This window comes from Microbulbifer variabilis, assembly GCF_020524905.1.
Classification (GTDB): Bacteria; Pseudomonadota; Gammaproteobacteria; order Pseudomonadales; family Cellvibrionaceae; genus Microbulbifer; species Microbulbifer variabilis_A.
Genome location: NZ_JAIVKI010000013.1, coordinates 83,201 through 104,826, shown reverse-complemented (window position 1 = coordinate 104,826; position 21,626 = coordinate 83,201). Strand labels below are relative to the sequence as shown.

Sequence of the window (21,626 nt, the reverse complement as noted above, 5' to 3'; positions counted from 1 at the left end):
TTGGTTCTCATCCAAAACTGCTGAAGGAAGTAGGTTAGTGGAGCAACCGAAGATTTCAAGGGCACAGGTCTATGGGTTGTCTTCAGCTGCCCTGGCCCTCTTTCTGATCGCTATTGATATGAGTGCATTTGCCCCCGCGCTACCTGCCATAGAGAATGAATTTGGTTTTGATATTACTACCTCACAATGGGTAATCAATGGTTATGCGCTTGTATTCGGTATCTTGGTGGTTACTGGCGGGCGCTTGGCTGATATTTTTGGAAGAAAACGCGCATTTATGGCGGGAACTGGCATTTTTGCCCTTTGCTCACTACTAGGTGGGCTTTCTATCGATATGGCGATGCTATTGGTGGTCCGCTGTTTAATGGGCATAGGGGCGGCATTAATGTGGCCATCAATTATAGGAATGACCTATAGCTTGGTGTCTAAAGAGCATGCAGGCCAGGTTGGTGGAGGTTTAATGGCAATCTTGGGTCTGGCGAATATAGTCGGGCCTATTGCTGGTGGTGTTCTAGCAGAATATTTGAGCTGGCGCTGGATATTTTATATAAATATCCCCCTTGCTCTTACAGCAATTCTATTATGTTGGAAGCCAGTGCCTGATGATGCTCCAACTGGTACACGTGAGAAAGTCGATTACCTGGGAGTCATCACATTAAGTGCCTCGCTATTTAGTCTTTTAATTTCCTTGAATCTGGCCTCTGAGATTGGTTTTAGGCATCCACTGGTAGTCTATTTATTAATGGCATTCCTAATATTTATATGTCTCTTTATCGTTTTAGAGAGGCGTAATCAAGAGATGGCTTTGGTTCCGGCAGATATCATCACAAATAAAACCTTTTGTGTTGTTAGTATTGTAACGCTGTTGTCCGCAATGATGTTTTTTGCGGTCCTATTGTTTATGCCACAATTCTTCATTGAATATCGAGGGTTTACTGCTGTCCAGTCTGGATTCGCAATGGTTCCTCTTATGGCTACTTTTGCCTTGACCTCCTACCTTTCTGGGGCGCTCCATAAACAGTTAGGGGCTAAGATCTTGATCTGTGTAGGGCTTGTCTGTAAGGGAGCAGGGATTTTTTCCCTATCATACCTTAATCATGAGGCTGATTATCTGGAGCTTATTCCCGGGTTAATTATTCTAGGTATTGGTATAGGCCTGTTTAACCCAGCGGTGACCACTGTAGCTGTTTCGGTTGTTGATTCAAGTCGTTCAAGCTTAGCTAGTGCGATTCTATATATGTTCAAGATTGCTGGAGGGGCATTGGGGTTGGGGATCAATGCGACTATCGTGGCGTTCGCCCCAGATGTGGTTGAAGGTATTAGTCGAGCCTATACGGTGAATGCCTACTTTGCCCTCAGTGCATTTATCATCGCTGTTTTCTTTGTTCCAGGGCCATTGCCTAAAGTGCTTTCAGGGCGCTAGTGGCAAAGGAGCGTGTTGCTCATTTTAGAGTAACTTATAACTTGATGCGAAGTATATATTTTGGAAATAAACTGGTAAGTAAGCTTGGATATAAGAGGTTGCTTGAGGAATGATTAAAAAACGCTGATCAAGATTGAAATTCTAAAGTGGTATAGAAGGAGTCAATTTATGTCGGCGTCAAATTCTTCTCTAGGCAGGGAGCAATATTTAGGGCTCACGGCCCTATCTATGGCAGTGTTCCTTGTTGCTAATGACTTTACCGCTTTTGCCCCCGCACTGCCTGCTATAGAAAATGAATTTAACGTGGACATAACCACCTCGCAGTGGATCATTAATGGCTATGCATTGGTATTTGGTGTGTTAATTATCACCGGTGGTCGCCTTGCTGACCTCTATGGTAGAAGAAACATATTCTTTTGTGGCACCTTGGTTTTTATGTTCTTTTCACTTCTTGGTGGCTTGGCTGTTAATGTTTATCTGCTCTTGGTTTCCAGGGCTTTGATGGGGATCGGAGCGGCAATGATGTGGCCATCCGTCCTGGGGATGACTTATAACTTGATGCCCGAGGATCGCTCAGGCCAGGCTGGCGGGTTAATTATGGCAGTTTGTGCCTTCGCTAATGCCATAGGCCCGGTATTGGGGGGGACACTGGCTGACCTTTTAAGTTGGCGTTGGATTTTTTTAATCAACATCCCCATTGCTTCACTCGCCATGTTTGTATGCTGGAAGGTGGTTCCGTTCGAGCCTCCTGAACAAACAGATGAGAAAATTGACTATCCAGGGGTCGCGACTCTCTCAATTTCTTTATTTGGTTTGTTGTTTGCTCTGGATATGTCTGGGCAGATTGGTTTCAAGCATCCATTAATTATCGCGCTCTTGACAGTATTTTGTGTGTTTATTTGTGTGTTTGCTATTACTGAATATCGAACAGGGCGCAATGCGCTGGTTCCGGGTGATGTTATCGGTAATAGGAAATTTCTTGCGGCAAGTGTTGTCACCCTATTAGTCGCTGTCTTATATTTCTCAGCTCTACTATATGTCCCACAGTTTTTGACAAAAACACAGGGATACAGTGCGATGCAGTCCGGTATGTCACTGATTCCCTTAATGGTTATTTCTGGAGTATTTGCCTATTTATCTGGACGTTTCTATGAAGTCATTGGGCCAAGGTGGCTGGCGGGGGCAGGGATACTGTGCATGTGTGTGGGAATGTTTATGCTGTCTCATCTAGATGACCATACAGGATTTTTGGCCCTGTTGCCGGGTATGACGATGCTAGGTACTGGCATTGGCCTATTCAACCCTGCGATTACCACCGCTGCAATCACTGCCGTATCACCAGGTCGGGCAAGCCTTGCTGGGGCTGTTTTATATATGTTTAAAATTGCTGGCGGCGCTATTGGGCTTGGTATGAATGCGACTATCGTGGCTTTTGCCCCTGATATTTCTTCAGGCATTGACCGGGCATTTACGGTTAATGCCTATCTTGCTCTTGCAGGATTGGTTGGATGCCTGTTTTTTGTTGGAGCTAGCAAGAAGAAGGAGGTATCTGGTTAGCACACCTAATGAGTACACCAACAAGTAAATAGCTCTTCAAAAAGGCGATCATTTTTGGGTTAACGAAAGAGGTTATATAGTAATCATTGTATTTTTTATCTTTCTATTAGCCCTTGAGTACTAAAACATCAAAGTCTCGCCAAAGTAAACTCTGTCTAAGCCTCTATTTTTCGAAAATAAATATGATCGGCATAAGTCTTTCCGCCAATCATATGGGCTTCTGGGATGACCATATCAAGATGAAAGCCACACTTCCCGAGCACCCGCTCTGAAGCAATGTTACCTTCTGTTACTACTGCCTTATAGTGCGTAATACCATACTCTAAATAGGCCCATTCCATTAAGCCGGCAAGCGATTCGGTACCATAACTTTTTCCATGGAACTCTGGTAACAATAAATAGCCAACTTCGGCTATGCCATCTTCTAAATGAAGGCCAGTAACAACCATTTTCTGACCGGAGAGTTTTTCTATAATAGTCATGCACGACCAAGTAGTAGAGTTCGCATCCCAGCGGGCAAGCCTTGATTCAAACTTAGACTTTAATGCTGTTTCATCCGGCGTATCGAAACATAACTGGATCACTTGAGGATTAGTATGCAAGCTCGCAAATAGTGACCAATCATCCTCGGTGATTGGTGACATAGTTAAGCGCTGGGTACTTACTTTCATTTGTGTTCAACACTCCATTGGTGCATTAATTTTGATGATGTTTCAGGTTATTTTAAAAGTTGGCCAAAATTTTTAAGTGGGAGTGAGTCTGCGAAGTAAGTTTGAAATAAATCCAACTTCGCAGATATCTAAAGCTTGAGTGGTAATTAAAGTTTTTGCTCATCAATGGTAGAATTCACGTAACTACTCACCCCCGTTGAATAATGAGTCGATCTTCATAAACGTATAAAAACTTCCCAATGTTGCTCTATAGTATATAAAATGGCCTATGGCCTATGGCCTATGGCCTATGGCCTATGGCCTATGGCCTATGGCCTATGGCCTACGTCAACACGACATCACGAAGAGAAGAATTCGAGCGGTTAACATCTGAATTCGGCACTCTTTCCACTAATAATAAAATCAACTCAGAAAGTATGACGCTATTCAAGGCCTGCTGTTGCTGTTTGAAATGCTGATTGCCATTTTTCTGGAAAAGAATACCAGCAAAACCAACGTTAATTCCAGCCTGCCTTCATCTCAAACACCCAAAGACTAATCTTCGATTATCGCTAAAGGCCCCAAGGGGAAGGGTAAAAGGGGAAGTGAAGAACGCTTCTCCATTGCTCAAACAAGTGAAGATATAAAGTGCGCCAGAGTAAATAGTTACGATACCTGTGGCGAAAATCTTCGCGATTTGCCCAGTGATACACCTGAGCGGCGCACAAAAGTGGACATTGTCTTTCAAAAAGTGGTTTTGCATATTGATGCGGAAATAAAAGAGTGCCCTGTTTGCCATGGCAAGAACAAAGGGATATTTCTAGCCGATATGCAAGGCGCCTTGCAATACGGTGCCGGTATAAAAGCATATCTTCTCAGCTTGCTCGTGGTACAAATGATTTCCTTGAGCCGTGTTCAGCAACCCATCAAAGCACTTATCGGCATGGTCATTTCTGAGACGACCATGCTGAAGTACGTTCTTCAGTTACATCGGGCCTTGGAAGTGTGGGAAAGTCGTGCATCGCAGCTGTTATTGCAGCCGGCTATGCACGTTGATGAAATATCTCTGTGGTTGGAAATGGAAAATCGATGGATACATGTCTACTCTGCTGGAGAAATGACGTTGAAATTTTTCATCAGAAGTGTGGCAAGGAGGCCATTGAGGTGATGGGTATCATTCCTCGATACGATGGAACCATCATCCATGATTGCTGGGCTTCCTATCTGTCCTATGATCACTGTGGTCATAGGTTGTGTGATTCGCATTTATTGCGTGAATTGACTTTTGTGGTTGAGTCCAACGGCTATTTGTGGGCGGAATATTTGAAGGCTCTGTTGCAGGAGACCAATGCGAAGGTTTCAAAACGGAACAAGAGGAAAAACTTAGTCTTGCAGAGTATGCCAGCTTACAGAAATGTTATAGAGATATTTTAACCATTGGAGAGAAAGAGATGCCAGAGGTTCCCCTTCGTCAAAACGGCCAGAGGGGAAGAATCACAAAATCGGATGCACAAAATTTATGGGGAAGATTAAAAGAATATGAAGCTGCAATTTTGTTGTTTTCCAGAGAGTCAACAGTCTCTTTTGCTAATAATCGCGCTGAACACGATTTGTGAAAGAGCAAGGTTAAACAAAAGGTTTCAGGCTGCTTTAGGAAACCACATTGCGCACCGACATATTGTCGAGTTTCCAGTTACTTGCAGACTATAGCCAGCAAAGGATCCAATCCGATTGTTACAATACAAATGGCATTGTCGGGACAGATTTACGCTGAACCCTGTGAGTAGTTAAAGGAGAGGTTTTTAATCGAAAGTAAGAAAATCACTCAGATAATTGACGAGCTGAAGATGAAACTGGGTAGAAATCTATCTTGTGACAAAAAATCCTCTCGACTAACCAACATCATGATAAAGAGGTTCATAGGCCCATTAACTCAGGAACTATTGGAGGATATGTCGAGTGGGGATCAATAGGGCAAATCACTACAGAGTTCGTCGATAAACACACTGTCTGCCCTTGCTATTATAGAATATTTTCCTGCAAATTGTAAGAAACCGTGATGTCCTTTTATCTCCCATGATATACATATTGCAGGACTATAGATTTAATTTGAGGGGCTCTCAATGAATATATATGGAGATATTAAAGATGACGCTTACATTCAATAATCGTGTGAGATCAAATTTCGGAAGCGATGAAGAGGTGAAACAAGAATTTCAGAAAATAGCGGATTCAACTGACGATTCTCTTCTAAAGCGGGCGCCTGATAGTACAGAAATCAACGTATTTGTTCGTGTTTGGTGGCACAGCAGCCCTGAAGAAAGCGAAGAACATATCACTGTGACTTTGGAGCCGAAAGAAGATGGGTGGGATAGTAGGATATCGGTAACATATCATATTTTTAAGAATGGTAGTTATGATTTATTTCCAGGCCAACCCGGTCAACGTGATATTTCAGAATTGGGGGTAGCCCCAGAAACCAGGAAAAAGACAGCGAAGTTAAGGAGAGATTTAATGGTAGCTAAGTTGCCTGGAGCATCTGGTGTTCCCGCAGCCCCGGGAGCAGTGGCTGCACCAGGGACGCCGCTTGAACTTGTAGCAACTTGCATAGTGGCACACACTGCTGCAGCTGCATCCTCCCCCTCTTCATCATCAAGCTCGATAGCAGCTCCCGCGAAGCCAGCTCCAAAACCTGGAGTATATCGTGCTCCTGGAGGTGGGTGGAGGAAGTGAGTCTAGTGTTTTTGGAAGTTTAAAAAGGCGTTGAAACCATAGGAAACAGCTGCGTAATAGAATAAAAAGGGTAAGAAGACAAGCAGGCGGTGACCAGTTTTTGGGATGTTCTAGCTTTTACGAGTGGGCCAACGAAGTGTCCGACTAGCGTGTTCGGTAACTTGGTTAATGTTACTTAATTAAGCTCTATGTTTTCCCTTGGCTGCGTTTTATAATTCGATTACGCGCTGTTTCCCGGGACGTTTTCAACTGTATAAAAGGTTTCGGACTCCGCCTCACTGCCCGTGGTTCAATTCTATTAGGGCGTTTTCACGCGCGTTTTGGGCAATGAGGACAAACAAAATTTCTGTCTCTTCCTCCCGGCTTGACAGACTCTGCCGTTGACTCCAGGCGGCCCAAATTTGTAACGTGTGCTTGAAGCTCAATTGGCGTGGCAGAGCGCCAGCCTGCGAAGCCGTATCGACCATCAATAATCGGATCAAATTGTACGCAGGAAATAAACCCGCAGTTCTTTTTTTGCACATCGCTGCCATCTTGTCCTTCAATGTCTCCACTCCCAGGGTTGTCTTGATATTCTGTAACTAAAGAGTCTTTCCTGTCGGGATGGCCGCTCCGCTGCAATACGGGATGGGGGTCTGTGGGAACGGCAGAAGAACCATGAACAAGTTGTATTATTATTTACGCGGCCCAATAGTCAAACAAAAGGTATCAGGTTGTTTTAGAGTGGAGAAATACGCGAGGGCTTACTGCAGAATATCCAGTTATTTGGAGGCGATGGCGAATAAAGGTATTAATCCACTGGTGGGTATACAAATGGCCTTGGGTGGCAAAATTTACAGTTAGGGGAGTGAGTAGTTACGAATTCATTACGGCCACACAGGGGCTTCCCGGTCCTGCACAAGGCCCTTCTAAAATGTATGAGGCAAGCTTATTACAGCCGGAAGCACCGTATGTGCGTCGGTCTAGTTGGTGAATGGTCAATGATTTAGCGTCACAGTTTAAGTCAAAGGGTGCTCTTTTTGTGACAGTTTCCTCCATGAGGGAGATGCAACCACTTAATAAAGTAATCAAAATACCTGACCAGATTAATTTGCGTCCCACGGGAAATCCTTTTCTATAAAATTGACGAAGTAGATAGGGTAAACATACACAGGCCTAAGCTTGTTGAAAGTTAATAGATTTATTAATATCGACTTGCCTGTGTTTCCTATTGTTGAATAGTAAGATTTATTTCCCTTTAAGGTCTAGGTAACAATTATATTGTTAAAGCTATCCTTTGGGGAGTGGACATTCAGGCTATTGTCGTATGTTAACGATCTCTTAGCTAGGAGATATCGTCTGATATTGATCGTTAGTACCAATTATCCTTTCATGATTACTTGCCTGAAGGTTGTTTGCCGGGCTTCCAAGCGGATTGCACCTTAAATTGCTTAATAAGATCTTGAATCTTGGGGCTCGTGCAGCTTGCCTCTTCTATTTCCCTATATACCATGTCGGTTGCTCGCTTGCCTGCATCAATGAGTATCTATGAGGCCTGCTTGTCCGTGAGGCTCGGCTTTTTATTTTTAATATATTGGGAGGACATTCGAGTGACCAGCTCATAATTGGCTAGAAATAGAGCTGGCTCCTGCTCTGTAGGCTTGTAACACTTACCCGCTGCGGCGCTAGACAGGGTAAAGTGCTCATACATCTTAAGGATTTCAGGTGTACTCTGAGTAGCTGTGCTTGAGTTGGATAGAAGTGCGATGGTTAGAGTTATAATGGTTTGCATAACATTTCTATATGGATAATGGTCTAGGCCCATTTTAACTCAGGAGGTCTATTTATTACTATATTTAAATAATTTTTCTCCTAAATTGTGTCTGATTTAGGTGCAGAATTTATTTCCTTTTTTCGAATGTCGAGTTACCATATAATTTACCTCTAAAGCATTCTGGATTGTCATTGGGTTTACATCTACTACTGAAAGGTTAATAAGGTGGAAAGGCTCTCTGGGGATTCAATCCATTTTTTATGATGACTAAGATATTTCTTAAGGTTCATTATTTACTTCATGATTTTTTGGATTTTCCAGCACTTTTTCTTGATACGTTTCTTTACCATATTTTTTACTGATTTTCGCAATCTCTTTAAGGGGTTTGCCTGAACTTAAAGATCACAAACATCATCTAATTGTTTGCAGTTCATAGCCTTTGTATTGATCTACTTGTATATAAAGCAATTGACATTTTGAAATGCTATTTTAAGTGCAAATGAACGTCTAAGGCAGTGAAAATGGAGGGCTAGAGAATTTTTTCCTTGTTAGTGTGGTTCCAATCTGGCCCCATAGATCTTTCCTTGCGATATAAAATTTTAAGGCTCTAGAATATTCAGTTTGATCGACGTTACCAATTACTCTGTTGAGATGAGAATTACATACATAGTTCGATCAAATAATTGGTTAAGGAAATGGGATGTTGATATAATTCAGAGTGCCTGCCAATGAATAGAGTGCCTTATATTTTAATAGGGTTTGGTACTAGATAATTGACAGTAATATTCATCTCTATAGCGTGATGTTTCTTCAGCTTGCTCTTAATTGTGCTGTAAATGCTCACAAATATAATCCACACATAATTTAATTTTAGGTATTTGGTATTTGCTGCGCTCATAAAGTAGAAAAATGCCAATATCGCCCCCGGGGCTAACGGAAACCTGCCCTTGGGTAGGTACCTGTACCAATTCCCCAGATTCCAGGTACTCACAAATACTCCATGAAGGTACACAGAACATGCCGCGGTGATTCAGTGCTGCAGCCAGCAGGGCCTTACCGTTATTGCTTATCATGTGGGTGGATAGTTTTAGTGGCTTCCAGTGATCACCATCGAAATAGTGCCAGTCTATAGGGCCTCTGGGGCCGCGGTACTGCAGGGCTTGGGCAGACTCGATAGCTTGTATGTTCAGCGGAAACTCTTGCCCCAGGGCGTTTAGGTACTCTGGCGTGGCGGTGAGTGAGAATTCGTTCTTGGATAGGCGCTTGGCGATGACATGCTCGTCGGGGGCATAGCCTCCGCGTATGGCGATATCCACTGGGTCTTTGCCCAGCTGGGCAAGGTCGTCGCTGTAGTGCAGATCAAAAACAATTTTGGGGTAACGCTGGGCGAATTCTTCCAGCAGGGGTGTCAGGTGTTGTTCCCCATAAGAGGGCAGGCAGCTGATACGGATCAACCCACTCGGTGCCTCGAAGGTTTGGCTCACCAGTTCGTCGGCTTGCTCCAGTTGGCGAATGGCTTCACTGGTCATGGAATAGTAAAGTTTGCCCAGCTCGGTAACCTCCACCTTGCGGGTGCTGCGTTGCAATAACTCTACTCCCAAGGACTGCTCCAGATCCCGTACCCGTCGGGAGATAGAGGAGGCCGGCACATCAAACTCCTCGGCTACGGCAGTAAAACTGCATAGTTCTGCCACACGTTTGAAGTAGCGCAATGCCCTGATTTTGTCCATAAAACCTCTATTTTCGACACGTCATACGGCTGTCTCCCTTTCATTATTGCCAGAAAGACAAAAGACTTCCACCGGATGCTCACTGTTTCATAAGCGGGCTAGGGGGCACTATCACCATCATTCCTGAACAGATGACTAGAGGGACTAATGAAAGCACTCAAAATTACTCAGTATGGTGATATCGACAGCAGCCTAGCATTTCAAGAGGTCAATGTACCTGAGCCGGGTGCTGGCGAGGTGCTGATTAAAATAAATGCAGCGAGTATCAACCCCATAGATCTGATGGTGATGCGCGGTGAAATGAAAGCTGTGAAGAAGCTCAATCTACCAGTGGGTATCGGCCGTGATCTAAGTGGTGAGGTGGTCTCTGTGGGTAATGGGGTCTCCCAATATCAGTCCGGTGAAGAGGTCTTCGCTAGGGTGGGGGAGGATCATGTAGGAACTCTTGCCCAGTATCTGGTAGTGGATGCTTCTCACTTGGCGAAAAAGCCCAACAATCTCACTCATGAAGAGGCTGCAAGCATCCCCCTGGTGGGGCTGACTTCGTACCAGGCCCTGATTCAAGTTGCGGGTTTGAAAAAGGGGGAGAAAGTATTGATTCATGCGGGCTCCGGTGGCATTGGCTCTATGGCTATTCAGCTCGCTAAGGCTTACGGCGCTTATGTGATTACGACAACCAGTAGTGCCAATGTGGAATGGGTGCGTAAGCTTGGAGCGGATCAGGTTATCGATTACAAAAAAGAAAACTACCTGGAACTGCTGTCTGATATCGATGTGGTTTATGACACCCTCGGTAAACAATACACATTAGACGCTTTCAAAGTCTTGAAGAAAGGTGGCAGGGTAGTATCTATCGCAGGGGTAGTGGACCCGCAGACGGCGAGGGAGTTGGGTATTAACTGGTTGTTGCGCAAGTTGATCGGCCTGAAATCGCTCCCGATATTGAAGCTGGCGAAAGAGAAGAGCGCATTTTATCGTATGGTCATCATGCAGGCGAATGGTGCCCAGCTCAATGAGTTGGGGGCCCTGTATCAGGACAAGATAATTCATCCGGTCGTCGACAGGATATATCCGTTCGAGCAGAGCCTGGCAGCCTTCTCTTACCTCAACACCAAGCGAGCAAAAGGCAAAGTGGTTATTTCACTGGCGAATAGCGGTTGATGCGCTGGATTCTTTAACGTTGCTTTTTCGCTAAGATGTCAGTCATACCCTGATGTTTGGGTATGGCTGCCACCGACTTATAACTTCTCACTAGTTATCTTCTTATCCTCGGGCGCAGTTGATCAATGCCTATCGATTGCATTCCTGTTTTTTTAAAATTTTATAGAGCCCTGTTACTGAAGAGAGATAGTTTCTCCCAATGTATCTGTAAAATAATTGCCATCAATTTCCGGCTTTAATTGAGAGGTTATGAGACTTGCCTCACATAATTACCTCAGATTGCAACTTCTCTGCGTTGAAAATTAACAACGGCCGGTTTCCCTAGATTTGACTTCCCTCACATCTGCCCATTTCTGTATTCACTACAATGCCGCTGGCTGAAAGGTCCCTGTTTTCAGGCACTTCAATGTGGCCCATAAGGGGCTTGCACATCGCTGGTTTTCATTGATAAGGATTGGGTCAGAGGTAGGCCACATGTTCAGAATTTTGCAGGTAACTCTCCTTCTTTTATTGGCAGTCGCAGTGAATGCGCAGGATGTCAGCCGAGATGATATCCGTGGTTTGGATGAACAGATCCAGGATGTCAAAAAAGACGTAATCGACCTCACCGCGACTTTGGCACAGTTGGAAGAGAAACTGTTGTTTCCCTCAAATACCCAGGTGGCCCTGTTTGTTTCTGTTGCCGATGAAAAGCCATTTGAGCTGGAATCTGTAGAGATTACGCTCAATGGGGAGATCGTTGCACACCACCTCTACACCTATCGCGAAATTGAATCTCTGCAGAAGGGTGGGGTGCAAAAAATTTATACCGGCAATGTGCAGGCGGGTGCGCACCCGTTGCAGGTGCGTTTTATCGGTAAGACCCCTTCCGGTAAAGATTATCAGGCCAATGCCTCCTACCAGATCGATAAGGCAGTGGGGCCCAAGTTTGTTGAAATCAGGATTTCCGGAACCGAGTCCGAGATTAACTTCAAGGACTGGTAATCATGCGCATCCCACTGCTGTCCGCATTTTCTGGCGTCGCTGGGGTCAGCCTGCGTGCCCTCAGCTTCACCCTCTGTAGCTTCTCTCTGCTCTCCAGTGCCGCTCAGGCCGATGATGAGAAAGAGGAGCTGCGCGATTTGTTTTTTGGTGCGGCCATGTATTACGCCCATCAGGAAAATTACTTCGATGCTATTGTGGCCCTGGATAATGAGTTGGCCCAGTACCACCGCCTGGATGAGCCAGAGCTGGACCCATTCAGTACGCATTTGGGGCAGGCGGAATTTTCTGTGGGCGACCTGGAGCTTTCCTATCGTATGCACCGGGAAGCGGGCCGTGCGATTGAGGCGGTGCTGAAAGGCAACGTTTCTCAGGAAGTGCGTAATGAGGCTGCCTATCGCCTGGCTAAGATTCACTATCACAAACAGCAGCCCCTCAATGCTCTGCACGCACTGGAAATGATTGAGGGCAGGGTACCCCTGCGGGTACGCGCCGATGAGCAGTTCCTGCGTGCGCGGGTATTTATGGAATTGGGGCGTCTCGAAGAAGCAGTTGAGCTGCTTAAAGATTTAAAAGGTGAGGAATCCCTGGACGGCTTTGTGGAGTTCAACCTGGGTATCGCCCAGTTGAAGTCCGGTGAGGAAGCCCGCGGTGTGCTTGAGCTGACGACTCTGGGCAAGCGCCGCAGTAGCAACCCCGTCGACCAAGCGCTGTATGACAAGACCAACCTCTTGCTGGGCTCACACTTAATGGAGGCCGGCGAGCTGGAGTTGGCGCGCCCCTATTTTGATCGAGTCAATCTCGAGGGGCCTTTCTCCAATCGAGCACTGCTCGGTGCTGGCTGGGTGGAGGCTCGTGCGGGCCGATATGATCGCGCCCTGGTGCCCTGGAGAATCTTGCAGAACCGTAAGGGCACTAATGAGGCGGTTCAGGAAGTGATGTTGGCGGTGCCTTATGCCTACGGCAAGCTGGATGTACACAGTACGGCAGCCATTAATTACGGCCGCGCCTTGGATGCTTTTGGCCGTGAAATCGATACGCTGACGGCTTCTATCAATAGTATTCGCCAGGGAAAGTTTCTCGAAGCGCTACGCCGTAAAGAGGCTACCCAGGTGCAAAACTGGGTGGTGGCTTTGCGCAATCTGCCGGAGGCGCCGGAGACCCATTATCTCCTTGATCTGATGGCCTCCAATGATTATCAGGAATTCCTGCGCAATTATCGCGATCTCAATGATCTCTTCGAGCGCAATAAAGAGTGGCTTAAAAGCCTGACCGCTTATGAAGATATTATCAGTGCCCGTCGAGCTTACTACGAGCCCCTGCTGCCACAGTTAGACGAAAAATTCCGTGCGCTGGATGCGCGTATCAAGTTGCGTATGGAACAGCGCGATCAGTTTTCCAATCGTATCGAACAGATGCTGGTTTCCCGTCGCCCCGAATATCTCGCTACCGCCGATGAGCAGGAAGCTCGCCTGCAGCTGTTGCAGCTGCACAAGGAGATCTCGCGCAATCCCAAAGGTTTTACCGAGGAAACCCGCAGCCGCCTGGCGCGCTTGCAGGGTATTTTGGATTTGCGTCTCTCTACCGAGTATCACCAGCGTCTCACAGAGGCTTACAGGCATTTGCAGGAACTCAATATTGAGATCGAAAAACTGCAAACAATTTATCGTTCCTATGTGCGCAGTCGTCAGGCGGCCACCCATAGCTACACCGGTTACAACAAGAATATCCAGCGTCTGCGTGCGCAAATTCACGCTGCACAGCAGCGTCTGGAGATGCTGATGGCCCGCCAGGGCAGCATGTTGGAAGCGCTCGCCGTTGAAGAATTAGAGCGCCGTCGCAGCCAGTTGGAAAGCTACCAGATTAAAGCGCGCTTCGCTCTGGCCGATAGTTATGACCGTGCCAACGAGCTGCAGGAACAGCGCGAGGATGAGCGCAAGATTGAGCAGCACCGCGAAGCTCAGCCGGAAACTCTTCCAGAGCACAACCCTCCCGAAATGGAAGCATCAGAAACTGAAAACAATCTGCAGGAGCCGGACGAAGTTGAGCCACACAGCGAGACCCAGACGGTAACTCCTCCAGAGAACAGTCCTGCCGAATCGGAAGCTCCAGAGATTGAGGGGGATAAAGCGTGAAACCCATAACCAAGCGCGTAAAACTCTCCATTAAAGCTGTTATTGAGCCAATTGCGACAAGGTGTAAGCCTCCGGTTGCGCTGCAACACTGTGCATTAGCTGCGGCAGTTTTGTTGCTCAACGCCTGTGCGGTTAACAGCGGCAAGACCATTGGCAGTCTGCAGAATGTCGATATTCAGATCAAAGAAGAATATATCGACGGAAGCCTGGAGAAGGCCCTGGCCAGTTACCAGCGCTACTTGCAGGAAACCCCAGAGTCTAAACTCACTCCCGAGGCGATGCGTCGTATTGCCGACCTGAAAATCAAGCAGGCGCACCGGGCCGAAGATGCCGCTATCGACGGTGTTGCGGCTGCTGGGAGCGGTGCTGTGATCGCCATCGATGCACCAGAAGTACCTGAAGAAAATACCCTGGAGGCTCCCACAGGATTTGCTGCGCCTGTGGCCAAAGTACAAGAACAACAGGTACAGCAACAACAGGAACAAGAAGTTGCCGCAGAGCAGAATGGCAGGGTGGAATCCGATGCGGATTTCGAAGCCCGTGCTAGCAGCAGTGTCGATATTGCAGCGGATACTACCCCGCTACAGGTGCTCGAAGAGGACCCGGAAGCGCTGATGTCAGCCAATGCTCGTGAGGCGATCGCGCTGTATCTTAAGCTGCTGAAAAAATATCCCCTCTACGACCGCAATGACCAGGTAATGTACCAGCTCTCCCGTGCCTACGAAGAAGCTGGGCAAATTGATGCCGCAGTGGATGTGTTGCGCCAGCTGGTGGCCAAGTATCCAGACTCACGCCATATCGATGAGGCCTGGTTTCGCCTGGGTGAATACCACTTTACCCGTAAAAAATACCTGGATGCAGAAGAGGCCTATGGTCGGGTAATTACGATCGGCGAGATTTCCAGTTTTTACGAATTGGCCTTATATAAGCGCGGATGGTCCCTGTTTAAACAGGATATGTACGAGATGGCACTGGATGATTACGTGGCCATGCTCGACTACAAAGTTTCTCAAGGTTACGATTTCGACCAGCAGACCAATACGGTTGAACGCAAACATGTGGATGATACTTTCCGCGTGGTGAGTCTGAGTTTCTCTTATATGGAGGGGCCGGATTCCATTGTCGATTATTTCTCCCGCAAGGGCGCGCGTCAGTATGAATACCTGGTGTATAGCCACCTGGGTGAATACTACCTGGACAAACGCCGCTACCAGGATTCGGCGAAATCCTACATCGCTTTTGTGGAGCGGAATCCACTGCACAAAGTTTCCGCGGATTTTTCTATTCGCGTCATCGATATTTACAGCAAGGGTGGATTTCCCAAGCTGGTGCTTGAGGCGAAGAAAACCTTCGTCAATACCTACGCTCTCAATGCCGAATACTGGACCGTATTCGATATCAATGAATTCGGCGAGGTGGTTGAATTTCTACAGGCCAACCTGATCGACTTGGCTGGCCACTATCACGCTGCCTACCAGAATAAGAAGTTGAAGGATAAGAAAGGCGAGCACTACCGCGAGGCCATTCACTGGTATCGCCGCTATCTACAGTCCTTCCGTGAAACCGAGCGCGCGCCGGAAATGAACTACCAGCTCGCCGGTTTGATGCTGGAAAATCGTGATTTTCACAATGCCGCACTGGAATATGAGCGCACCGCCTACGAATATCCCGCCCACAAGGACTCCAGTGAAGCGGGCTACGCTGCGGTTTATGCTTACCGTGAACACCTAGCCAACAACTTGAAAGAGGCGAGCGCAGACCAGCGCGCGCCGCTGTTGCGGGAAATTATTCGTTCCTCCTTAACGTTTGCCGATACTTTTGCGCAGCATGCCAAGGCGCCGCAGGTGATGCTGGGTGCGGTAGAAGAATTGTATGGTCTTAAAGACTATACGCCAGTGATCGAAAATGGCCGCCAGCTGCTGGAGAAATTCCCTGCGGCAGAGCAGGAAATTCGTCGCTCCGCCTGGATGTTGGTGGCCCACGGTTCCTTTGATACCCAGGCCTATGCCGATGCGGAAGTAGCCTATGGGGAAACGCTAAATCTCACTGCGGCTGATGCCAAAGATCGTGCGGGGTTAGTCGATAACCTGGCCGCGTCCATTTACCAGCAGGGCGATATGGCGCGCAAGCAAGAGGACCATGCCACCGCTGCCGGCCACTTCCTGCGAATTCGCGCTGCGGCTCCGGGGGCGACTTTATTGGCTACGGCTGAGTACGATGCCGCCGCCTCCCTGATTGTGCTCAAGGATTGGACCCAGGCTGCCTCGGTGCTGAACAGCTTCCGCAGGAATTTCCCCGAACACGAACTGGCCAAAGATGTCACCAAGAAACTGGCGGTGGTCTATCAGGAGAGCGGAGAGCTCTTGTTGGCGGCCGCAGAATTTGAGCGTATTGAGCGAGAATCTGAGGATGAAGAAATTCGTCGCGAAGCCCTGACTCAGGCGGCGGATCTCTACAGTGCCGCCAAAGATAGTGACAGAGCCCTGGCGGTATTGCGCCGTTACGTCAAGCTGTTCCCCAATCCTATGGAACCGGCTCTGGAAACGCGGCAGAAGATCGCCGATATCTATAAATCCTCCGGCCAGCAAAAACGCTACACGCAGGAACTGCGCGAGATGGTGCGCATTGAGTTGCGCGGCGGCTCCCAGCGCAGTGATCGCACCCGCTACTTGGCCGGTAACGCCGCACTTCAACTGGCGCAGCCCAGTTATGAAGCCTTTACCCAGGTGGCGCTGGTGAAGCCCATCGAGCAGAACCTGAATCTGAAGCGCAAGCGCATGAAAAAGGCGATCAGCGATTTCTCAGCCCTGATCGACTACAAGGTGGCGGATGTGACTGCTGCGGCTACCTACTACCTCGCGGAAATTTATCTGCACTTCAGTGTGTCCCTGAAAGAGTCTGAGCGCCCAGGCAATTTAAGTGCGCTTGAGCTGGAGGAGTATGAGCTGGCTCTGGAGGATCAAATTTATCCCTTCGAGGAAAAAGCGATTTCTGTACATGAGAAAAATGTTGAGCTGCTCGGGGTGGGTATCTACAACCCTTGGGTCGACAAGAGTATCGGAAAGCTTGCCGGTCTGATGCCGGCCCGTTATGCACGCGCCGAGGAAGCTGGTGAGTATCTGCAGAACATTGTGCCCCTACCGCCAGAACCAGAGGTGTTGGAATCGGGTGAAGCGGTTTCCGGCCAGTAATAGTGAAAATGGAGGTTAGGGCTATGCAAAAAAGATTGCGAATGGTTGTCCTGATGGTGTTGGCTTTGTTTCTGGGTGCCTGTGCGGGTGTCCAGACCAAGTCGGGAAAAGTTTCTGATTATTCTTCAGTGCGGGTATCCGGCAGTGTGAGCCGGGACTTTGCGCGTTCCCTGGAGCTTCTCGCCGATAAGGAATTTGTACAGGCCATTGAATTATTGGAGTCGGTTGTCGAGCGGGAGCAGCGATTGCCCGCACCTTATATCAATCTCGGTATTGCCCAATCTCAGGTTGGTGAGGAAAAGAAAGCGGAAGAGGCTTTTCTTAAGGCCTTGGAGATTGATGCCGAACATCCGGTAGCCACCAATGAGTTGGCCGTGCTGTACCGTAAGCAGGGTCGCTTTGCCGATGCGCGCAAAATTTATGTGAATGCCTTGGCAGAAAACCCCGAATACCTGCCTTTGATTAAAAATCTAGGCATATTGTGTGATCTCTATCTGCAAGATCTCCAGTGTGCTCTGGCACAATTCCAGCAATATGTGCAGTTGGAGCCGGAAGATCAAGATGTATCCATTTGGCTGGCGGATCTTAAGAGGAGGGCAGACAAGTGACCGTGCAGTGTAAATGGGTTTTGCCATTCCTTATGGGGTTAGCCATTTCTTCTATCGCCCATGCGCAATCACAGGATGGAGAAAAAACACAATCCACAGATAAAAAAGTGGATTCCAAAGTAAAGGAACTGTCGGGCATATCCATTATTGGTAACAAGGAAGCGCCCAAGTCCCTTTATATCGTTCCCTGGAAAAGTTCCGAGGTGGGCGTTGAAAGTGATCTTGTCTCCAGTTTGATGGACGACAAGCTCAAACCGCTCGACAAGGAAGTTTTCATGCGTGAGCTGGAGTTCTACCAGCTCAGCCTGTCCGGCGATTAACGCCGTCCTTTCTCTGGCAAATGCCAGAGCAGCAACCAATTACTGCAGTATTTCTCAAGAGGGTTTGTAATGGACTTTTTCAATAGCGTCATCGAGTTTTTCCAGACGGGCGGTACTTTTATGTACCCCATTCTTGTGGTGGCCGCCCTGGGTAGCGCCGTAGCGATTGAGCGATTTATTCGCCTGCACTACGAGCGCCATACCAACCGCACCATGTGGGATAAATTACAGCCGATTCTCTCCAGCGGGGATTTTGATCGCGCTCGCAATCTGGTCAAGCAGGATAATTCCAGTGTAGCTAAGCTGCTTTCCATGGGCCTGGCCCGCCAGGGTGCGGTGCGCCGTCGCGAAGACATCGAAATCGCGATGGAAGAGAGCATGATGGAAATCACTCCGCAACTGGAAAAGCGCACTCCCTACGTAGCGCTATTTTCCAATATTGCCACGCTGCTAGGGCTGCTCGGTACCATTATGGGCCTGATCGAAGCCTTTACTGCGGTTGCTAATGCAAACCCTGCAGAAAAGGCTGACCTGCTCTCCGCCAGTATTTCCGTGGCGATGAACACTACCGCCTTCGGCCTGATGACCGGTATTCCCCTGTTGATCGTGCATGCGCTGCTCAACTCTCTTACCGGTGAAATTATCGACAGCCTGGAAATGGTTTCCGTAAAAGCCTCCAACCTGATCGACAGTTCAACTCGCCGTCGCTTCGAAATCGATGCGCCTGCTTCAGAGAAGAAAGCTGAAAATAAGCCAGTCAAGAAATCTGAAAAGCACTCCAAAGCGCAACCCGAGGCCCAGGCCAAAACCGAAGAACAGCAAACGGAAACTGCGTAATGAGAAGGCGGCGCCACGGGAGAGATAGAGAAGCCCCGGAGCTGGACATCACCGCCTTCCTGAACCTGATGGTGGTGTTGGTACCCTTCCTGTTGGTATCGGCAGTGTTCTCACGGGTAACAATTTTAGAGCTGAATATGCCGAGCGGAGCCGGCGGCGGAGCGCCGGATGATCCCACAGTTACGGTGGAAGTCGTCGTGCGTAAGGAGGCACTGGAAATCAGTGACGGTGAGAAGGTCATCGCGCGTTTTCCTAATCTGACTCAGTTCGAAGAGAGTGAGTCAGCACCGGTGGAAGCGGCTGTGGAGGCCGGCACTGAAGAGGGCGAAAAGCTTACCCTGTTGCCAACTGCCGAGGTCTACGACCTGAAAAAACTCACTGAGTTTTTATTGCAGGTAAAAGCCAGCTACCCGGAAAAAACAGATTCCATTTTGTTGATGGAAGCGGATATCGCCTATGAGCATCTCGTGGGTGTGATGGATACCGTACGCGGAGCAGAAGTGCGTGTGGAAGGCAGTGACCCCAGCGATCCCGAAGCGGTGGAGAGGGTGGTGCTGTTTCCCGATATTTCCATAGGAGATGCGCCGTGAGACATGAAAGCCGACGTATGAAGCGCATGGCACGCAGCCATAAGCGCAAAAAAACCTCGGGGATGAACCTTACCTCACTGATGGATGTGTTCACCATTCTGGTGTTTTTCCTGCTCACCAACACCTCCAGTAATGAGGCGTTGGAGCCACCCAAGGTCATCACTTTGCCGGATTCAGTGGTGGAGACTAAGCCCAGGGAAACCGTGACCCTGATGGTGACCGATGAGGAAATCCTGGTGGAATCCAATTCGGTGGTGGTTACCAGTGAAGTGCTTGAGAGTGAGGAAATCATTATCGAGGCCATCAAGCAGGCGATGATCGCCGAAATGAGCAAGGCCATCGGTGTGGCCCAGGCTACTGCCGAAGCAGAGGCTGGGGCGGAAGGCGCTGAAGGTGAAGTGCAGCCGGAGCCACCGGAAGTCAATATTCTCGCGGACAGGGGCATTCCGTTCAGTTTGCTTAAAAAGGTGATGTCCAGCTGTACGGAAGCTGGCTACACCAAGGTATCGCTGGCGGTTATTCAGAAAGCATCTCAGGGTTAATGGAAGTTTGTGAGTAATTTTCTACAACAACAGCAGGCGCTTAGCGAATCGCTCAATGCGGTTCGCCAGCGCATGCTCCTGCTCGAGGATGAGCGGCAGCAGATAGAGGCGCAGCTGGCTGAGTTGCAGGCCAATGGCACCAAGTTCCAGCTGCTTGATGAAATATCCGAGCGCCTGCGCAAGCTCGAAGAGGTCGGCGCAGGAGAAATGTTCTGGGCCGAAAGCTACCGGGCCGATGCTTCCGCTCAGGTGATCGCGCGAATTGGCGAATCCACTCGCGATTACAATGAGCGGCTGGATCAGCTACATCAGTCTCGCCGACAAGTCCTCGATAATATTGAATATTGTAATGAGGAAATATTTGCTCTGGATGAGCAGGCGGATGAGCTGCGCCGTGAAGAGGAAGAGTCTAAGTACGAATTCGAAATCACCCGCGAATTTGAGCAGCCGGATTTTCGTCCGATGGTTATGCCCTGGCATACCCAAGGTGAGGATGAAAAGCGTTTCCGCCTCTGTGTATTTGCGTCTCTATTTATCGCCACTTTATTGGGTTATCTAGTGCCGCTCTACACACTGCCGGAGCCGGAAACCGAGGTGGTTGAGATTCCCGAGCGCCTGGCCAAGCTGGTCATCGAAAAGAAAACCAAGCCCAAGCCACCGCCTGAGCCGGAGAAAACGCAGCCCAAGAAAGAGGAGAAAAAACCCGAGACCAAGCCTGAGCAGAAGGTGGCTAAGCAGGAGCCCAAGCCTACCAAGACCGAGAAAAAGCAGGCTCGTAAGAAAGCCGAACGCGCTGGTGTTCTGGCCTTCAAGGATAATTTCCAGGATCTCATTCAGGATGATCTGGATAATCGTCTCGGCCAGCAGACTCAGTTGAGTACAGCTGGTAAGAAGGAAAATCGCAGTCAACGTTCTTTAATTACTTCTGCTGCGGCCAAGGGTAGTGGCGGCCTGAGTGCTTCCGATGTGAGCCGCAACGTGGCTGGAACTGGCTCCTCTCTGGGTGGTGTCGAGTTTGCGCGAGTGGAGAGTGCTATCGGTACCGAAGGTGACTTTGCCGGTGAGGATCGTCCGCTTAGCGATGGTGTGGGCCCGTCCCGAACCGATGAAGAAATTCAGATTGTCTTCGATCGTTATAAGTCGTCGCTGTATCGTATCTACAACCGCGAGTTACGTAACAATCCGGCTCTGCAGGGCAAGATGGTGTTGAAAATTACTATCGAACCGGACGGTTCTGTATCCATGGCGCAAGTGGAGTCCAGTGATATGGATTCACCGGCACTCAATGCCAAGATTGTGGCAAGGGTCAAGCGGTTTAACTTTGGTGAAAAGGCTGGTGTTCCAACGATCACCATTCTCTACCCGATCGACTTCCTGCCTCAAAACTAACCAAAATTGTCTCCTTCTCGCTTGGG

At 48.4% G+C, this 21,626-nt stretch carries 20 protein-coding genes; 16 read left to right on the top strand and 4 right to left on the bottom strand.

The window, feature by feature from the left end; all coding sequences use genetic code 11:
- Positions 1-37 precede the first annotated feature (37 nt).
- Positions 38-1,423 carry an MFS transporter gene (locus tag LC073_RS14870; RefSeq protein WP_226648041.1) on the top strand — a complete coding sequence of 462 codons (1,386 nt, stop codon included), beginning with the start codon at positions 38-40 and terminating at the stop codon, positions 1,421-1,423.
- Positions 1,424-1,591: 168 nt separating this feature from the next.
- Entirely contained in the window at positions 1,592-2,980 is a 1,389-nt protein-coding gene (locus LC073_RS14865) for an MFS transporter (RefSeq protein ID WP_226648040.1), read from the top strand.
- 155 nt (positions 2,981-3,135) lie between these two features.
- On the opposite strand, the gene LC073_RS14860 is transcribed toward LC073_RS14865, so the two are convergent.
- Positions 3,136-3,651: a GNAT family N-acetyltransferase gene (locus tag LC073_RS14860; RefSeq protein WP_226648038.1), complete on the bottom strand. Its 516-nt coding sequence runs from the start codon at positions 3,649-3,651 to the stop codon at positions 3,136-3,138.
- Positions 3,652-4,327: 676 nt separating this feature from the next.
- Here LC073_RS14860 and LC073_RS21700 point away from each other — a divergent pair.
- The 4 genes from LC073_RS21700 to LC073_RS14845 all read left to right on the top strand — a co-directional run bounded on the left by LC073_RS21700 (position 4,328) and on the right by LC073_RS14845 (position 6,363).
- Complete coding sequence (locus LC073_RS21700) at positions 4,328-4,798, top strand: IS66 family transposase (RefSeq protein WP_264190604.1); 471 nt, start codon at positions 4,328-4,330, stop codon at positions 4,796-4,798.
- Positions 4,720-5,064 carry an IS66 family transposase gene (locus LC073_RS21995; protein WP_413231451.1) on the top strand — a complete coding sequence of 115 codons (345 nt, stop codon included), beginning with the start codon at positions 4,720-4,722 and terminating at the stop codon, positions 5,062-5,064. The genes LC073_RS21700 and LC073_RS21995 overlap by 79 nt, the downstream gene beginning before the upstream one ends.
- A gap of 17 nt (positions 5,065-5,081) precedes the next feature.
- A complete protein-coding gene (locus LC073_RS21990; RefSeq protein WP_226648036.1) occupies positions 5,082-5,246 on the top strand; it encodes a hypothetical protein in 165 nt (54 codons plus the stop codon).
- Positions 5,247-5,763: 517 nt separating this feature from the next.
- Positions 5,764-6,363 (top strand): hypothetical protein, encoded by a 600-nt coding sequence (locus tag LC073_RS14845; RefSeq protein ID WP_226648035.1) that lies wholly within the window; start codon positions 5,764-5,766, stop codon positions 6,361-6,363.
- A gap of 275 nt (positions 6,364-6,638) precedes the next feature.
- Here LC073_RS14845 and LC073_RS14840 read toward each other — a convergent pair whose 3' ends face one another.
- From LC073_RS14840 to LC073_RS14830, 3 genes are all read right to left on the bottom strand, one after another.
- Positions 6,639-6,908, bottom strand: a complete 270-nt coding sequence (locus LC073_RS14840; RefSeq protein ID WP_226648033.1) for a hypothetical protein — start codon at positions 6,906-6,908, stop codon at positions 6,639-6,641.
- A gap of 980 nt (positions 6,909-7,888) precedes the next feature.
- Positions 7,889-8,134 carry a hypothetical protein gene (locus LC073_RS14835; RefSeq protein WP_226648031.1) on the bottom strand — a complete coding sequence of 82 codons (246 nt, stop codon included), beginning with the start codon at positions 8,132-8,134 and terminating at the stop codon, positions 7,889-7,891.
- An 803-nt stretch (positions 8,135-8,937) separates the two neighbouring features.
- Positions 8,938-9,846, bottom strand: a complete 909-nt coding sequence (locus tag LC073_RS14830) for a LysR family transcriptional regulator (RefSeq protein WP_226648029.1) — start codon at positions 9,844-9,846, stop codon at positions 8,938-8,940.
- Positions 9,847-9,993: 147 nt separating this feature from the next.
- On the opposite strand from LC073_RS14830, the gene LC073_RS14825 reads away from it, so the two are divergent.
- The 10 genes from LC073_RS14825 (at position 9,994) to LC073_RS14780 (ending at position 21,600) form a co-directional block, all read left to right on the top strand.
- Positions 9,994-11,007 carry an NADP-dependent oxidoreductase gene (locus LC073_RS14825; protein ID WP_226648027.1) on the top strand — a complete coding sequence of 338 codons (1,014 nt, stop codon included), beginning with the start codon at positions 9,994-9,996 and terminating at the stop codon, positions 11,005-11,007.
- Positions 11,008-11,481: 474 nt separating this feature from the next.
- Positions 11,482-11,991, top strand: a complete 510-nt coding sequence (locus tag LC073_RS14820) for a hypothetical protein (protein ID WP_152453024.1) — start codon at positions 11,482-11,484, stop codon at positions 11,989-11,991.
- A 2-nt stretch (positions 11,992-11,993) separates the two neighbouring features.
- The gene (locus LC073_RS14815) at positions 11,994-14,123 is read left to right on the top strand and encodes a tetratricopeptide repeat protein (protein ID WP_226648026.1); all 2,130 of its coding nucleotides are present in this window, start codon (positions 11,994-11,996) and stop codon (positions 14,121-14,123) included.
- Positions 14,120-17,314 (top strand): tetratricopeptide repeat protein, encoded by a 3,195-nt coding sequence (locus tag LC073_RS14810; RefSeq protein ID WP_226648025.1) that lies wholly within the window; start codon positions 14,120-14,122, stop codon positions 17,312-17,314. The genes LC073_RS14815 and LC073_RS14810 overlap by 4 nt, the downstream gene beginning before the upstream one ends.
- 23 nt (positions 17,315-17,337) lie before the next feature.
- A complete protein-coding gene (locus tag LC073_RS14805; protein WP_226648024.1) occupies positions 17,338-17,922 on the top strand; it encodes a tetratricopeptide repeat protein in 585 nt (194 codons plus the stop codon).
- Positions 17,919-18,242 (top strand): hypothetical protein, encoded by a 324-nt coding sequence (locus LC073_RS14800; protein WP_226648023.1) that lies wholly within the window; start codon positions 17,919-17,921, stop codon positions 18,240-18,242. Before LC073_RS14805 ends, LC073_RS14800 begins: the two co-directional genes overlap by 4 nt.
- Positions 18,243-18,311: 69 nt before the next feature.
- Positions 18,312-19,079: a MotA/TolQ/ExbB proton channel family protein gene (locus LC073_RS14795; RefSeq protein ID WP_152453028.1), complete on the top strand. Its 768-nt coding sequence runs from the start codon at positions 18,312-18,314 to the stop codon at positions 19,077-19,079.
- On the top strand, positions 19,079-19,669 hold the full coding sequence (locus LC073_RS14790) for an ExbD/TolR family protein (protein ID WP_226648022.1): 591 nt from the start codon (positions 19,079-19,081) through the stop codon (positions 19,667-19,669). Before LC073_RS14795 ends, LC073_RS14790 begins: the two co-directional genes overlap by 1 nt.
- Positions 19,666-20,211 carry an ExbD/TolR family protein gene (locus LC073_RS14785; RefSeq protein WP_226648021.1) on the top strand — a complete coding sequence of 182 codons (546 nt, stop codon included), beginning with the start codon at positions 19,666-19,668 and terminating at the stop codon, positions 20,209-20,211. The genes LC073_RS14790 and LC073_RS14785 overlap by 4 nt, the downstream gene beginning before the upstream one ends.
- A 9-nt stretch (positions 20,212-20,220) precedes the next feature.
- Positions 20,221-21,600, top strand: coding sequence for an AgmX/PglI C-terminal domain-containing protein (locus LC073_RS14780; RefSeq protein ID WP_226648020.1), 1,380 nt, complete (start codon positions 20,221-20,223; stop codon positions 21,598-21,600).
- Positions 21,601-21,626 lie beyond the last annotated feature (26 nt).

Bases quoted from the DNA above. Each gene is read 5' to 3' on its own strand.
- LC073_RS14865 (WP_226648040.1), top strand. From the start codon at position 1,592: ATGTCGGCGTCAAATTCTTCTCTAGGCAGGGAGCAATATTTAGGGCTC.
- LC073_RS14860 (WP_226648038.1), bottom strand. From the start codon at position 3,651: ATGAAAGTAAGTACCCAGCGCTTAACTATGTCACCAATCACCGAGGAT.
- LC073_RS21995 (WP_413231451.1), top strand. From the start codon at position 4,720: ATGGATACATGTCTACTCTGCTGGAGAAATGACGTTGAAATTTTTCAT.
- LC073_RS21990 (WP_226648036.1), top strand. From the start codon at position 5,082: ATGCCAGAGGTTCCCCTTCGTCAAAACGGCCAGAGGGGAAGAATCACA.
- LC073_RS14845 (WP_226648035.1), top strand. From the start codon at position 5,764: ATGGAGATATTAAAGATGACGCTTACATTCAATAATCGTGTGAGATCA.
- LC073_RS14835 (WP_226648031.1), bottom strand. From the start codon at position 8,134: ATGCAAACCATTATAACTCTAACCATCGCACTTCTATCCAACTCAAGC.
- LC073_RS14830 (WP_226648029.1), bottom strand. From the start codon at position 9,846: ATGGACAAAATCAGGGCATTGCGCTACTTCAAACGTGTGGCAGAACTA.
- LC073_RS14825 (WP_226648027.1), top strand. From the start codon at position 9,994: ATGAAAGCACTCAAAATTACTCAGTATGGTGATATCGACAGCAGCCTA.
- LC073_RS14820 (WP_152453024.1), top strand. From the start codon at position 11,482: ATGTTCAGAATTTTGCAGGTAACTCTCCTTCTTTTATTGGCAGTCGCA.
- LC073_RS14815 (WP_226648026.1), top strand. From the start codon at position 11,994: ATGCGCATCCCACTGCTGTCCGCATTTTCTGGCGTCGCTGGGGTCAGC.
- LC073_RS14805 (WP_226648024.1), top strand. From the start codon at position 17,338: ATGCAAAAAAGATTGCGAATGGTTGTCCTGATGGTGTTGGCTTTGTTT.
- LC073_RS14795 (WP_152453028.1), top strand. From the start codon at position 18,312: ATGGACTTTTTCAATAGCGTCATCGAGTTTTTCCAGACGGGCGGTACT.
- LC073_RS14790 (WP_226648022.1), top strand. From the start codon at position 19,079: ATGAGAAGGCGGCGCCACGGGAGAGATAGAGAAGCCCCGGAGCTGGAC.